This window comes from Actinomadura sp. GTD37, assembly GCF_041951365.1.
Classification (GTDB): domain Bacteria; phylum Actinomycetota; class Actinomycetes; order Streptosporangiales; family Streptosporangiaceae; genus Spirillospora.
In genome coordinates this window covers 90,574-104,448 of record NZ_JBGNUS010000004.1, presented here as the reverse complement: position 1 = coordinate 104,448, position 13,875 = coordinate 90,574, and the positions used below count along the sequence as shown (strand labels likewise).

Annotated in this window: 9 protein-coding genes; 3 read left to right on the top strand and 6 right to left on the bottom strand. The window is 71.3% G+C overall.

Features of this window, described 5'->3' with window-relative positions; translation table 11 throughout:
• Positions 1–9: 9 nt before the first annotated feature.
• Entirely contained in the window at positions 10–753 is a 744-nt protein-coding gene (locus ACA511_RS22105; protein ID WP_375026418.1) for a TetR/AcrR family transcriptional regulator C-terminal domain-containing protein, read from the bottom strand.
• Between the two features lie 172 nt (positions 754–925).
• Between ACA511_RS22105 and ACA511_RS22100 the strand changes: the two genes are divergently transcribed.
• A complete protein-coding gene (locus ACA511_RS22100) occupies positions 926–2,632 on the top strand; it encodes an MFS transporter (protein ID WP_375026416.1) in 1,707 nt (568 codons plus the stop codon).
• Between the two features lie 60 nt (positions 2,633–2,692).
• Here the strand turns inward: ACA511_RS22100 and ACA511_RS22095 are convergent, their stop codons facing one another.
• Together ACA511_RS22095 and ACA511_RS22090 are read right to left on the bottom strand one after the other, a co-directional pair.
• On the bottom strand, positions 2,693–3,619 hold the full coding sequence (locus ACA511_RS22095) for an LLM class F420-dependent oxidoreductase (RefSeq protein WP_375026414.1): 927 nt from the start codon (positions 3,617–3,619) through the stop codon (positions 2,693–2,695).
• A 43-nt stretch (positions 3,620–3,662) separates the two neighbouring features.
• A complete protein-coding gene (locus ACA511_RS22090; RefSeq protein ID WP_375026413.1) occupies positions 3,663–4,982 on the bottom strand; it encodes a hypothetical protein in 1,320 nt (439 codons plus the stop codon).
• A 205-nt stretch (positions 4,983–5,187) separates the two neighbouring features.
• On the opposite strand from ACA511_RS22090, the gene ACA511_RS22085 reads away from it, so the two are divergent.
• Positions 5,188–6,216, top strand: a complete 1,029-nt coding sequence (locus ACA511_RS22085) for a glycoside hydrolase domain-containing protein (RefSeq protein ID WP_375026412.1) — start codon at positions 5,188–5,190, stop codon at positions 6,214–6,216.
• A gap of 7 nt (positions 6,217–6,223) precedes the next feature.
• Positions 6,224–9,268 (top strand): NACHT domain-containing protein, encoded by a 3,045-nt coding sequence (locus ACA511_RS22080; protein WP_375026410.1) that lies wholly within the window; start codon positions 6,224–6,226, stop codon positions 9,266–9,268.
• 9 nt (positions 9,269–9,277) lie between these two features.
• Here ACA511_RS22080 and ACA511_RS22075 read toward each other — a convergent pair whose 3' ends face one another.
• Genes ACA511_RS22075 through ACA511_RS22065 form a run of 3 tightly spaced genes read right to left on the bottom strand, consistent with a single transcriptional unit; the run spans position 9,278 to position 13,853 of the window.
• A complete protein-coding gene (locus ACA511_RS22075) occupies positions 9,278–10,456 on the bottom strand; it encodes a GNAT family N-acetyltransferase (protein ID WP_375026409.1) in 1,179 nt (392 codons plus the stop codon).
• A gap of 33 nt (positions 10,457–10,489) precedes the next feature.
• A complete protein-coding gene (locus ACA511_RS22070; protein WP_375026408.1) occupies positions 10,490–11,827 on the bottom strand; it encodes a class I SAM-dependent RNA methyltransferase in 1,338 nt (445 codons plus the stop codon).
• The gene (locus ACA511_RS22065; RefSeq protein WP_375026407.1) at positions 11,820–13,853 is read right to left on the bottom strand and encodes an APC family permease; all 2,034 of its coding nucleotides are present in this window, start codon (positions 13,851–13,853) and stop codon (positions 11,820–11,822) included. Before ACA511_RS22065 ends, ACA511_RS22070 begins: the two co-directional genes overlap by 8 nt.
• Between the last annotated feature and the right edge of the window lie 22 nt (positions 13,854–13,875).

Sequence of the window (13,875 nt, the reverse complement as noted above, 5' to 3'; positions counted from 1 at the left end):
CCTCAACCGTCAGGTGGAGGGCGGCTCCTCGACGTAGGAGGCGATGCCCCGGACGATGACGTCGAGCCCGAACTCGAACCGCCCGTCGTCGTCGGCGTCCGTGAGCTCCTCCACCATCCCGGTGATGACCGGGTAGCGGTCGCGCGGCAGGGCGGCGAAGTACTTCCTGAACTGCCCGAAGTACTCCTCGAAGTAGGCGTGCGGGTCCTCGCCGGCGGGCGTCTTCGCGTAGTAGACCGTCCCCTCGATGGCATCGGCGTCGAGGAACGCGCCGAGCGTGTCGACGGCCATGCCGGCGATCTTCTTCGGCACGCCGCCGACCCGCATGAGCGCGAGCTGCGCCTCGGCGACGTCCAGCAGGTGCGGGCCGGTGGGGACGGACCCCATCGACACGGTCGCGATGTCGCGGTGCGAGACGTAGACGCGGCGGATCTCGCGCGCCAGGTCCTTCAGCTGCTCCTGCCACCGCCCGGGGTCGGGGACGGGGAGCCTGATCTCGGCCGCGACCCGGTCGAGCATCAGCTCGCGCAGCTCGTCCTTGCCCGAGACGTGGGCGTAGAGGGACGCGGGGCCGGTGCCCAGCTCCTGGGCGACGCGGCGCATGGTGACGGCCTCCAGCCCCTCCGCGTCCAGGACGCGGATCGCCGTCTCGACGACGGCCTCCTGGGTCAGCGGCTGCTTCGGCGGTGCGGCCTTGCGGGGCCGGCGGCCGGGCGGCGTCGGCAGCTCCGGTTCCGGGCGTGCGGTGGGCACGGCGGCACCTCCCAATCTCGCGATACATCTTGACATGCGCGAAACGCGATATATCTTCTCTACTGGCGAGAGAAGTTCGACCGGACACGAACATCGTACTTGACACGAACAGCGTTCGGTCGTAGAACGTTGTTCGTAATTACGAACGATGTTCCAACCATCGGAGGCCACCATGACCGAGACGTTGACGTCCCCGGGGCGGGGCACCGCGGAGGCGGGCTACCGCTGGCGCTGGGTCGCCCTGCTCGTGATCCTCGCCGGCGAGACCATGGACATGCTGGACGCGCTGATCACCAACATCGCGGCCCCCACGATCCGGGCCGAGCTGGGCGGATCGGCCGCCACCATCCAGTGGCTCGCCGCCGGATACACGCTGGCCATGGCCATCGGGCTCATCACCGGCGGCCGCCTCGGCGACCTCTACGGCCGCAGGCGGATGTTCCTCGTCGGCGCGGCCGGATTCACGCTCGGCTCGCTGCTGTGCGGCGTGGCCGTCTCCCCCGGCATGCTGGTCGGCTCCCGCGCCATGCAGGGCCTGTTCGGCGCGCTGATGCTGCCGCAGGGCATCGGGATGATCAAGCAGATGTTCTCGGCGAAGGAGATGGGCGCCGCGTTCGCCATGTTCGGGCCGGTGATGGGCCTGTCGTCGGTCGGCGGCCCGGTGCTGGCCGGCTGGCTGATCGACGCCGACCTCTTCGGCACCGGCTGGCGGATGATCTTCCTGATCAACCTGCCGCTCGGCGTCGCCGCCGTGCTGGCCGGGCTCAAGTTCCTGCCCGCCGGGCGCGCCGAGCACGCGTCCCGCCTCGACCTCACCGGCGCCGCGCTGGCGTCCCTCGGCGCCGGCCTGCTGATCTACCCGCTCGTCCAGGGCCGCGAGCACGACTGGCCCCTCTGGACGTTCCTGATGATGGCCGCGTCCCTCGCCGTGTGGGGCGTGTTCACCTGGTACGAGACCCGCAAGCAGCGCGCCGGCGGCGACCCGCTGATCGTGCCGAGCCTGTTCCGCAAGCGCGGCTTCACCGGCGGGCTCGTCGTCGGCCTGGTGTTCTTCTCCGGCGTCGCCGGCCTCGGCCTGGTGCTGGCGCTGTTCTTCCAGCTCGGCCTCGGCTACTCGCCGCTGAAGGCGGGCCTCGCGCAGATCCCCTGGTCGGTCGGCATCATCATCGGGTTCGGCGTCATGCAGGCCGTGCAGCGCTTCGGCCGCAAGGTGATCCACGCGGGCGCCGTCATCATGGCCGCCGGCATCGCCGGCCTCTTCGCCACGCTCCAGTACGCCGGCGTCGACGTCACCCCCTGGCAGCTCGTCCCCGCCCTGACCGTGACCGGCGTCGGCATGGGCCTGCTGATGGGGCCGTTCTTCGACACCGTCCTCGCGGGCGTCGAGCCCGAGGAGACCGGTTCGGCGGGCGGCACGCTCACCGCCGTCCAGCAGCTCGGCAGCGCGCTCGGCGCCGCCGTCCTCGGCACGGTCTTCTTCGGGCTGCTCGGCGGGCACGTGGCGGCCGCCGCCGACGACGGCGCGGCCGCGCTGCGCCGCGACCTCGCCGCCGCGTCCGTGCCCGCCGCGCGGCAGGACCGCATCGCGGCCGGCCTGCGCGACTGCGGCCGCGACCGCGCCACCGCCAAGGACGCCGCCGCCGTCCCCGCGTCCTGCCGCGGGCTGAACGACGACGTCGCGGCCGCCGTCGCCGCCGCGCCCCAGTCGGCGGGGGCCGTCCAGCAGGCCGTCGCGGACGCCGGCGAGCACTCGGCCAAGGTCGGCTTCAGCGACGCCATGAAGATCACGCTGTGGGTGGAGGTCGGGCTGCTCGGCCTGACGTTCCTCGCGACCTTCCTGCTGCCCATGCACGCGCGTCCGGAGGAGGAGACCGCCTGACGGAACGGAAGGGCCCGCGGCCGGGGGACGTCCCCCGGCCGCGGGCCCTTCGTCCGCCGGTCACACCTTGCTGAGGACCTCCGAGGCCAGCAGCTCCAGGTGGTCCAGATCGTGCATGTCGAGGACCTGCAGGTAGATGCGCTCGGCGCCCAGCTCGCCGAACCGGCCGATCTTGTCGACCAGCTCGCCGGGCGTCCCCGCCAGGCCGTTCTCGCGCAGCTCGGACACCGTCCGCCCGATGGCGCCGGCGCGGCGCTCCAGCTCGGCCTCGTCCCGGCCGCAGCAGACGACCTGGGCGGCGGAGTAGACGAGCGGCTTCGTGCGGCCCGCCTCGGCGCACGCCGCACGGACCCGGCCGAACGCCTCGCCGGTCTCCCCCACCTGGTGGAACGGGACGTTGTACTCGTCGGCGTACCGGGCCGCGAGCCGCGGCGTCCGCTTCGCGCCGAACCCGCCGATGATGATCGGCGGGCCGCCCGCCTGGACGGGCTTCGGCAGCGCGGGCGACTCGGTCAGCGTGTAGTGGTCGCCGCTGAACGAGTAGGTCTCGCCGGCGGGCGCCCCCCACAGCCCGGTGAGGATGTCGAGCTGCTCCTCCAGCCGCTCGAACCGCTCCCGCAGGCTCGGGAACGGGATGCCGTAGGCGGTGTGCTCCTGGTCGAACCAGCCCGTCCCGAGGCCGAAGTCGACGCGTCCGCCGCTCATCTGGTCGACCTGCGCGACCGAGATGGCGAGCGGGCCCGGATACCGGAACGTCGCCGCCGTCACCAGCGTGCCCAGCCTGATCCGGCTGGTCTCCCGGGCGATCGCGCCCAGCGTGATCCAGGAGTCGGTCGGGCCCGGCTCGCCGCTCACGTCGCCCATGCTGACGAAGTGGTCCGAACGGAAGAACGCGTCGAAGCCGAGGTCCTCGGCGGCCTTGGCGACCGCCAGCTGCATGTCGTAGGTCGCCCCCTGCTGGGGCTCAGTGAAGATCCGAAGAAGCATGGCTCCATCCTCGTACCCGCCGGACCCCGGTCGCACCACCGGGTCAGCGCCGCTTCGTGATCTTCGTGCGGACGACGGCGCGGTTGTTCGCCCCGTCCGGGTCGACGACCGGCGACGTCGCCCGCCAGGACGACTCCAGGACCGTCCCGGCGCGGCCGTTCCCGCGCGGCACGGCCGTGAGGTGCAGCGTCCGCGACTCGCCGGCCCGGACCGAGCCGACCGAGCACACGTAGCCGCGGCCCTGCGGGACGCACGCGGCGTCCCGTCCGACCAGCTTGATCGGCCCCCGGGACTCGACGGTCACGTTCGCCGCCGTGGACGGCCCGAGATTGCGGACCCGCAGCGCGTACGGGATCTCCGCGCCCTGCCGGGCCGTCGCCGGAGCCGTCTTCGACAGCGCCAGGTCGGCGGTCCGCGCGACGGCCACCACCGGGAACGCGCGGGTGACGCGCGCCTTCCCCCACGTCACCGTCGCGCGCGGGCTGATGCTCTCCCCCGCCTCGGCCTGCCGGGACACCTTCGCCCTGATCACGCCGGTGACCTTGTCGCCCTTCCGGACGGCGCCGAGGCGGCACACGACCGTCCGCCCGGCGGCCTCGCAGTTCCGCTCCCCGGACACGAACGCCAGCGACTTCGGCAACACCGTCCTGAACACCGCCTTGCCGGACCTCCCCGGCCCCTTGACGACCACCGCGTACGCCCACGCATAGGTGCGCCCGGGCACAACGGCCCGCTCAGGACTCCGCGTACGCAGTTCGACCGCATCCGTCCGCGGCTTCACATGCGCCTTGGGCTTCCCGTGCCCCTTGGACTCGGCATGCCCCCTCGGTTTCGCGTGTGCCTTGTGCTCCCCGTGCGCCTTGGAGTCGGAGTGCGACTTCGGCTTGGAATGCGACTTCGGCTTGACGTGCGACTTCGGCTTGACGTGCGCCTTCGGTTTCGCGTGCGCCTTCGGCTCGGCGTGGCCCTTAGGCTTGGAGTGCGCCCTGGGCTTTCCGTGCGGCTTCGACTCGACGTGCGCCTTCGGCTTCGCGTGCGACCTGGGTTTCGCGTGCGACTTCGACTCGGCGTGCGACTTCGGCTTGGAGTGCGACTTCGGCTTCGCGTGCGACTTCGACTCGGTGTGCCCGCTCGGCTTCCCGTGGGCCTTCGGCTTCGCGTGTGCCTTTGGTTTGGGCTTCGGTTTGGCGTGTGGTTCGGGCTTCGTGTGGGTGCCGGGTCTGGGCGCCGGTTCGGAGGCGCTTGCCTTGTGGCCCTTGTGGGCGGGCGGGCCGGGGTCGGCGGCGTGCGCCGCGGCCGGCGCCGCTATCAACGGCGCGGCGGCCAGCAGCAGCAGTCCGCGCCCCTTCCGTGTCCGGACCATGATGAGACCCCCTGTGGCCTGCGGATTCCTTGCGGACACGTCCGTTCTAGCGACCCCCGGACCGGCCGCCTAGCGCCGGGACGGCGTGTCGTCACAGATGGTGACAGTGACGTCACGCCAAAGTGCGAACCTGTCCAATTTGCTGCGCCGTAAAGGGCGGAACCTGTTGAATCGGCCAAAACTGATCCCGACCCATGGAGTTGACATGGCTGTCTTCGGCGTCGACTACGCGTGGGGACGCCCCGGCGTCGCCGCGCTGAGGCGAGCCGGGGTGAAGTTCGCGTGCCGCTACCTGTCGCACGACACGACCGGCAAGAACCTGACCCGCGCGGAGGCCGACGACCTGTCCGACGCGGGCATCTGGATGGTGGTCGTCTGGGAGTCCACCGCACAGCGCCCGCTGGCCGGACGCTCCGCCGGGGTCGCGGACGCCAGGGCCGCCGCCGCGCAGGCCCGGGACTGCGGCATGCCGGACGACCGTCCCATCTACTTCGCCGCCGACTGGGACGCCTCCGCCGCCCAGCAGGACGAGATCAACGCCTACCTGGACGGCGCCGCGAGCGTCATCGGCCGCGACCGCGTCGGCCTCTACGCCGGCCACGGCCCGACGAAGCGCGCGTTCGACGCCGGGAAGATCACCTACGGGTGGCAGACGTACGCCTGGTCCGGCGGGCGCTGGGACGCCCGCGCGCAGCTCCAGCAGTACTCCAACGACCACACCATCAACGGCGTCGGCGTCGACTACGACCGCGCCGTGAAGAGCGACTACGGGCAGTGGCGCGTCGGCGTCTCGCCCGAGGGAGTTGACGACATGCCCGATTACGTGTCCGTCGGCATCGATACCGAGCAGCAGCTTTCCCCCGGCAAGTGGACGAACGTCTCCTGGGACCGGGAGTACTCCGACAGCGAGCACCAGCACAACGACCCGGGCGGCCCGAGCCTGCTGACGGGCTCCGCCCGCTACAGCCTGACCGTGGCCGCGACCGTCGGCGGCGTCCCCGCCGGCAAGCTCATCCAGGCCCGCGTCGTCGAGGTCGAGATCAAGGACACCGACAAGTACGAGGTCGGTCCCGTCCAGGACTTCGTCTCGGTCGGCGACACCACCAACCTCGTGTACGGCCTGTCCGCCGACACGGTCCGCTCCGGGCACCGGGTGCGCTTCCAACTCGTCCAGCACGGCGATTCCGCGGCAAGTGTCAAGGACGGCAGCGCAAAGGTCTTCTTCTGGCGATAATCGGGGAATGGCGAAAGGCTTAAGCTACGCCGACGCAGTCAAACTGCTGGGCGCACCCGAGAATAAAACGGTCAAAGCACTGGATATGCTGACCGGCGGCATCCTGCTCGGCACCAGCGCGAGCGGCAGCACGCTCGCTCTCAGCCTGTTCGGCGCCAAGGGGGAATTGTTCCGCCTCACCCATGAACTGGTGGGCGGCCTCAAAGAGCGGATGAACGGCCTCAGCCGCCACGACCGCACGGAACGCCTCGCCGCCGCGCAACGCGTCCTGGTCGTCGCCGCCTTCTTCGAGGTCGTCCGCGAGGTCGACCTGCCCTTCGACATCGGGGAACTGCGGCTCGACCGGGCCGATCAGGTCGCGATGTCCGGCGGGGACCCGTCCGAGCCCCTGGCCGACAGCCTGACGAGCATGCCGGTGCCCTTGATCGCGCCGGCGCTGCCCTACGAGCGGGCGCTCGACGCCATGCTCGCCTTCCACCAGAGGCTGGCCGAGCGGCTCCACCGGTTCGTCATGGGCCTCGCCGTCTGGGACCGGCTGGAGGACGCCGAACGCGGCCGCCTCCTCGCCACCCTGATCGACGCGGCGCCGCAGGCGGCCACCCGCCGGTTCGAGGAGCACTTCCGGCGGCTCGGCGCCGAGTTCCCCGAGGTCGCCTTCTGGGCGGACCGCCAGGACCACCGGGCCACCCGGGCGGAGATCGGCCGGGTCGAGGCGAGCCTGTCCGGCCTCCAGCGGATCCTCGACGAGGTCGCCGCCGGCCGCCTGCCGGACGACCGCCGGGCCGGGCTGGCCCGCCGGTACCGGGCCCGGCTCGGCCGCCCGATCACCGACTCGGGCGGCGCGCCTCCCGGCATGGTGATCCCGGCTCTCGAACACGCCTACGTCAACCCGTGTTTCCGCGTCCGTTCCGCGGGCGCCTCCGCGCGGGTCGGCGACGAGTCATGGTGGCGGGACGCGCACGTCCGCGACGACCTCCAGGAATTCCTGGCCGGCCAGCTGACGTCGCCGGACCTGGTGTCGTCCCCGCTCCTCCTGCTCGGCCAGCCCGGGTCCGGGAAGTCGGCGCTGACCCAGGTCCTGGCGGCGCGGCTGCCCGAGACCGATTTCATGGTCGTCCGCGTCGCGCTCCGCGAGACCCCGGCCGACGCGGACCTCCAGGAGCAGATCGAGCACGCCGTCCGCGACGCCACGGGGGAGACGGTGAACTGGCCGCAGCTGGTCCGGTCGGCCGACGGAGCGCTCCCGGTCGTGATCCTGGACGGCTTCGACGAGCTGCTGCAGGCGACGGGCACCAGCCAGTCCGACTACCTTCAGCAGGTCGCGCGGTTCCAGGAGCGCGAGGCCGACCAGGGACGCCCCGTCGCCGTCATCGTCACCAGCCGCACGGCCGTCGCGGACCGGGCGCGCCTGCCCGCGACCGGCGTCGTCGCGATCCGCCTCGAACCGTTCTCCGACGCCCAGGTCGGCCAGTGGCTCGACACCTGGAACACCGCCAACGCGAGCCATCTCGCCCGGCGCGGTCTCAGCCCGCTGCGGCCCGAGACCGCCCTCGCCCATCCCGACCTGGCGGTCCAGCCGCTCCTGCTGCTGATGCTCGCGCTCTACGACGCCGACTCCAACGAACTTCACAACGACAGCGGCACACTCAACCTCGCGGAGTTGTACGAACGGCTCCTTGTCAGCTTCGCCAAGCGCGAGATCGAAAAGACCAATGCCGCGCTGGACGAGAACACCCTCACCGAGGCGATCGAGGACGAGCTTCTGCGGCTTTCCATCGCCGCCTTCGCGATGTTCAACCGGGGACGCCAATGGACGACGGAACAGGAACTGACCGACGATCTCGCGGCGCTCCTTCCCGAGGGGCCCTCCGGCACACAGACGGGGTTTAAGGCTCCGCTCACACGGGGTCAGACTGTGCTCGGCAGGTTCTTCTTCGTCCACCGGTCACAGGCTCTGACACACGAAAGCCGCCTGAGCACATACGAGTTTCTGCACGCGACCTTCGGCGAGTTCTTGGTAGCCCGCCTCGTCGCCCGCGAACTCGAGGACCTCGCCGCATTCGCCTCGGTCTCCACCGGCCGGCGCCAAGTCCCCGATGACAGGTTTCTCCACACTCTGCTGTCCTGCGCAACCCTGGCCAACCGCGAGCCCGTGATGGAATTCTTGAAGTTCCTTCTCGGCGGCCTGCCCGATCCGACCCAAAGCGTACTCGGCGATCTCCTACTGGACGCGTTCCGCACGGCGCTTCTCCCACAGCAAGTTCACGAGGCGTACGCGCCCGTCCCTCGGACGATCACCGCCCGGCACACCGTCTACTCCGCGAACGTGCTTCTCCTCACGGCACTCGTCCGGCAGGCTGTCACGGGCCGAGAGTTGTTCCCCGGCGCATCCGATCCCGTGGACGCCTGGTCACGCCACGCCCGGCTGCTGAAGTCGCAACTCCCCCATGACAGCTGGACATCGCTGATCGGGGCACTCGACGTCAGCCGGATGTGGAATGACGCCTGGCCCGAGGTTCAATTGGCCCCGAGGTCCCCCCAGCAGCACCTGAGGCTGGATATGCAGTGGACGCTCCGCGGCGAGGAAACGTTCCGGACCATGGAGGAACTTCAACGGGACTCACGGTTTCTATGCGACACCGCCCAGGACATGCTTCTGCACACAATTGAACCGCTCGGCAGCCCGAACGGGGTGGGAGCTCTGGTGCCGGTCTGGTTCACCACCTTCGAGGGCGACCTTTTCTCACCCGCAAATGCTCTCATCAACTTGTGGGCGCAGTCGAGCGTGCTGGAAATCGATATCGCTCGTCTCCAGCGTGCTTACGAGAGATGCCTGGCCTTTACTCCCGGCGACTCGCTGATCAGCATCGTCATGGTCGCTAAACTGCTGCGGCAGCTCGCGGCGGACGCCGACCGGCTACCCCGCGAATGGCGGGCCGGGGTGCTCCAGCGGATAAAGCCCATCATCCGGGCGCACAGCGATTTCCACCCCTGGGCTCGGGAGGCGTTCCACGACTTCGACGTGGACTTCGGCGCCCCGGGCCCGTCCTGAGCCCCGGGGTCAGAAGTCGTCGTTGATGTAGGGGGCCAGCGGCACGGCCAGGGCACTGGTCAGGCGTACCGCGGCGCCCGGCGTGTGCTCGGTGACGGCGCCGGTTCGGGCGAGGGTGGTCGGGGCGGTGCCGCCCAGGTAGGCGGCGGCCAGGTCGGCGGCGGTGAGGGCCAGGTCCGGTGGTTCCGTCGTCTGGTCGCAGGTCGGGGCCGCTCCCGTGGTGAGGCGCCAGCGGCCCGCGTTGGACGGGATGCGGGCGTCGTCGATCTCCAAAACGAACGTGTCCTCGGCGGCCCAGGAGCGGGCGCGCAGCGCGGCGGGGACGTTGACCAGGCGGAGCCACAGGGCGCCGTAGTTCTCCTTGATGGCGACCTGGTCGGGGTCGGTGACCATGTGCGGGAGGAGGTCGTCCACGGGACGGGACGGGGCGTGGACGCGTGTCGACAGGTCGATCGACGCCAGGTACCGCCAGAGCGCGGCTTCGACCTGGGGGGTGTCGGCCACGAGGTCGACGAGCCTGATCGTCTTGGCCGCGCCGGCGCGGTAGACGGCGTAGCCGCCGGGGTGGACGACGACGCGCGGCTCCGTGAAGCCGGGGGCCTCCACGTCGACGGACTGCAGAATGCCGCGCGTCCACCATTCGGGGTCGCGGACCAGTCCGCCCGGCCGGGCGGAGAGGGCCCGCCGATGGATCGGGTCGAGGATCTCGGGTGCGGAGGCGATGTCGATCAGGCGGAGCGGGCCGTCGTCAGGGACGGTGCGGAGGCCCAGGGGCCGGGCCGTGTCGACCTCCAGCCCGATGGCGCGGGTGGCGAGGCCGAAGCCGTAGCGGCCGTAGATGGCGCCCTGGGAGGCCCAGAGCGCGGCCACGGGCCGGCCGGCGGCGCTGGCGTCGGCGTGCATGCGCGCCATCAGGGACGTGAGGACGCCCTGGCGGCGATGGGTGGGCAGCACGCCGACGAAGCTGACCGCCGAGCAGTCGAGGACGGCGCCCGGCACGGCGAGGCGCATCGGGAGCGTCGCCAGCTGGCCGGCCAGCGTGTCGCCGTCGTAGGCGCCGAGGCGCTCGGAGCGGCGGGGCTTCCAGGAGTCGCGCTCGTAGTCGTCGATGCGGGCGTGGAACACCAGGCCGGCGAAATCGACCATGCGGTCGATGTCGGCCACCGGCACGTCCCTGATCTCGATCATGCGTCCACCGTATGCCGGGGCCGCAACCGAATTTCAGCCGCGTACCAGTGTCGCCAGGCACTCCACGTGCTGGGTCATGGGGAAGGCGTCGAAGGCGCGGAGGGTCTCCAGGGTCCAGCCGCGCTCGCTGAAGTAGCCGAGGTCGCGGGCCAGCGTCGCCGGATCGCAGGACACGTAGGCGATCTTGCGGCCGGCGATCCGGGTGATGTGCTCGACGACGTCGCGGCCGGCGCCGGTCCGGGGCGGGTCGAGGACGACGACGTCGGCGCGGCGGACGCGGGCGCCGCCGTGGTGGCCGGTGCCGCGCTTGTTCTGCGTGCGGGACGAGCTGGACGCGCGGCCGAACTCCAGGTCGGAGACGACCTCCTCGACCGGGCCGCGCTCGATGGACACGTTCGGCAGGTCGCGCAGGTTGAAGCGGGCGTCCCGGACGGCCTGGCCGTCCGACTCGATGCCGACGACGAGGCCGTCCGGGCCGATGCGGTCAGCGAGGACGCCGGCGAACAGGCCGACGCCGCAGTACAGGTCGAGGGCGATGTCGCCGGGCTTCGGTTCGAGGGCGTCCAGCACGGCGTCGGCGAGGAACTGCGCGGCGCCCGGGTGGACCTGCCAGAAACCGCTGCCGCTCACCTGGAACAGCCGCCCCGACACCTCCTCGCGGACGTAGGGGAGCGCGGAGCCCGGCTCCGGCTTGCCGCGGACGAGCCGGACCGGCACGTCCAGCCGCGGCACCTTGATCTTGCGGCGGTCGCGTCCGCGCAGGGCGACGAGGCGGTCGCCGGTGGTGGCGGACACGATGCCCTCGACGCCGGACGCGCCCGGCCAGCGTTTGCGCTCGATGCCCATCAGCTCGACGCCCGGGTGGGCGATCAGGCATTCGTCGATGGGCTCGATGTCGTGGGAGCGGTGCTTGCGCAGGCCCACGGTGCCGGAGTCGACCGAGAACTGTACGCGGGTGCGCCAGCCGAGGCCGGGCGGCGGCACCACCTCGGAGTCGACCGGGTAGGGGACCTCCTCGACCGTCACCGTGCGGGTGATGCCGGCGAGGCGCTGGAGCTGCTCCTCCACCACGGCCGCCTTGAGCGCCCGCTGGGCGGGCAGGGAGGCGTGCTGCCAGTCGCAGCCGCCGCAGCGGCCGGGCCCGGCGAACGGGCACGGCGGCTGGACGCGGTCCGGGGACGCCTCGATGATCTCCACGGCGTCGGCGCGGAGGAAGTTCTTGGTGCGGTCGGTGACGCGGGCTCTCACCCGTTCGCCGGGCAGGGCGTGCCGGACGAAGACCACGCGGCCCTCATGCCGGGCGACGCAGAAACCGCCGTTGGCGACGTTGCCGACCTCCAGTTCGAGGACGTCGGGTTCGAGTTCAGTCACGATCCGAAACATTACCGGCCCCGGGGCGTGCCCCGGTCCGCGGCGGGCGGCGGGACGCGCCGGGGCCGGGCGGTTCGACCCGTCCCTTGAGCCGGTCGGACGACTGGAGCTGCCAGGCGACGCTCGTCACCATGACGCCCGGCTGGAACAGCAGCCGCCCCTTCAGCCGCAGCGCGCTCTGGTTGTGGAGCAGCTGCTCCCACCAGTGGCCGACGACGTACTCGGGGATGAACACGGTGACGACGTCGCGGGGGCTGCGCCGCCGGACGTTCTTGACGTAGGCGAGGACGGGCCGGGTGATCTCCCGGTACGGCGAGTCGAGGATCTTCAGCGGGACGGGGATGTCGAGGGCGTCCCACTCGTCCTGGAGCCGCTGCGACTCCTCGGCGTCCACCGCGACGGTCACCGCCTCCAGCGTGGACGGGCGGGTGGCGCGGGCGTAGGCGAGCGCCCGCAGCGTCGGCTTGTGGATCTTGGAGACGAGCACGATGCCGTGGATGCGGGCGGGCAGCGCGACGTCCTCGCCGGAGGGCACGAGCTCCGCCGCGACCCGGTCGTAATGCCGCCGGATGGCCTTCATCAGCAGGAACAGCAGCGGCATCGCGATGCACACGATGTAGGCGCCGAGCGCGAACTTGGTGATCAGCACGACGACGAGGACGATGCCGGTGAGGGTGGCGCCGAACGCGTTGATGCCGCGGGAGGTCTTCATCCGGCGGCGCTGCGTCGCGTCCTGCTCGGCGGCGAGCAGCCGGTTCCAGTGCCGGACCATGCCGACCTGGCTGACGGTGAACGACACGAAGACGCCGACGGTGTAGAGCGGGATCAGCCGGCTGACGGACGCGTCGTAGGCGTAGATCAGCAGCCCGGCCATGGTGGCGAGGATGATGATGCCGTTGCTGTAGGCGAGCCGGTCGCCGCGGGTGTGCAGCTGGCGCGGCAGGTAGCGGTTCTGCGCGAGCACCGACCCGAGCACCGGGAACCCGTTGAACGCGGTGTTGGCGGCGAGGAACAGGATCAGCGCGGTCATCGCGGTGACCAGCGCGAAGCCGGGGGTGAAGTTGCTGAACACGGTGTGCGCCACCTGCGCGATGACCGGGTCGGCGTCGGTGACCGCCTTGCCGGTGGACGGGTCGACGAGGTGGCTGCCCTGGTCGGGCTCGGCGAACTTGGCGTCGGTGATGTAGGCGAACGCGGTCACGCCGCCGAACATCGTCATCGCGACGAGCCCGAGCGCGAGGAGGGTGGTGGCGGCGTTCTCGCCCTTCGGCTTGCGGAACGCGGGCACCCCGTTGCTGATCGCCTCGACCCCGGTGAGCGCGGCGCAGCCGGACGAGAACGCCCGCAGCAGCAGGAAGACCAGGGCGAACCCCGCGAGGTCCATCTCGTCGCCGCGGACCTCGTAGTGCGCGGTCTCGGCCTCCAGGTCGGTGCCCGAGACCAGCCTGATCAGGCCCCACGCCAGCATGCTGAAGACCGCGAACATGAACAGGTAGGTGGGGACCGCGAAGGCGACGCCCGCCTCCTTCAGGCCGCGCAGGTTCGCGAGGGTCAGCAGGACGACGATGGCGATCGCGACGCCGACCTCGTGCGGCTGCATGAACTTCAGCAGCGCGCCGAGGTTCTCGACGCCGGACGACACCGACACCGCGACGGTGAGGACGTAGTCGACGAGCAGGGCGCTAGCCACGAGGACGCCCCAGTTCCCGCCGAGGTTGGTGGTGGCGACCTCGAAGTCGCCGCCGCCGCTCTGGTAGGCCCGGACGTTCTGCCGGTAGGACGCGACCACGGTGAGCAGGATCACCACCACGGCCGCGGCCACCCAGGGGGTGTAGTGGTACATCACGAGGCCGCCCGCGCCGAGCGCGAGCAGGATCTCCTGCGGGGCGTACGCCACCGAGGAGAGCGCGTCGCTGGCGAAGACCGGCAGCGCGATCCGCTTCTTCAGCAGCTGCTCGTGCTGCTGGGAACTGCTCAGCGCGCGGCCGAGCAGCAGCCGCTTCGTGAGGTCCGGAACCTTTGACACGAAACGAGAGCCTAGCCTTCGG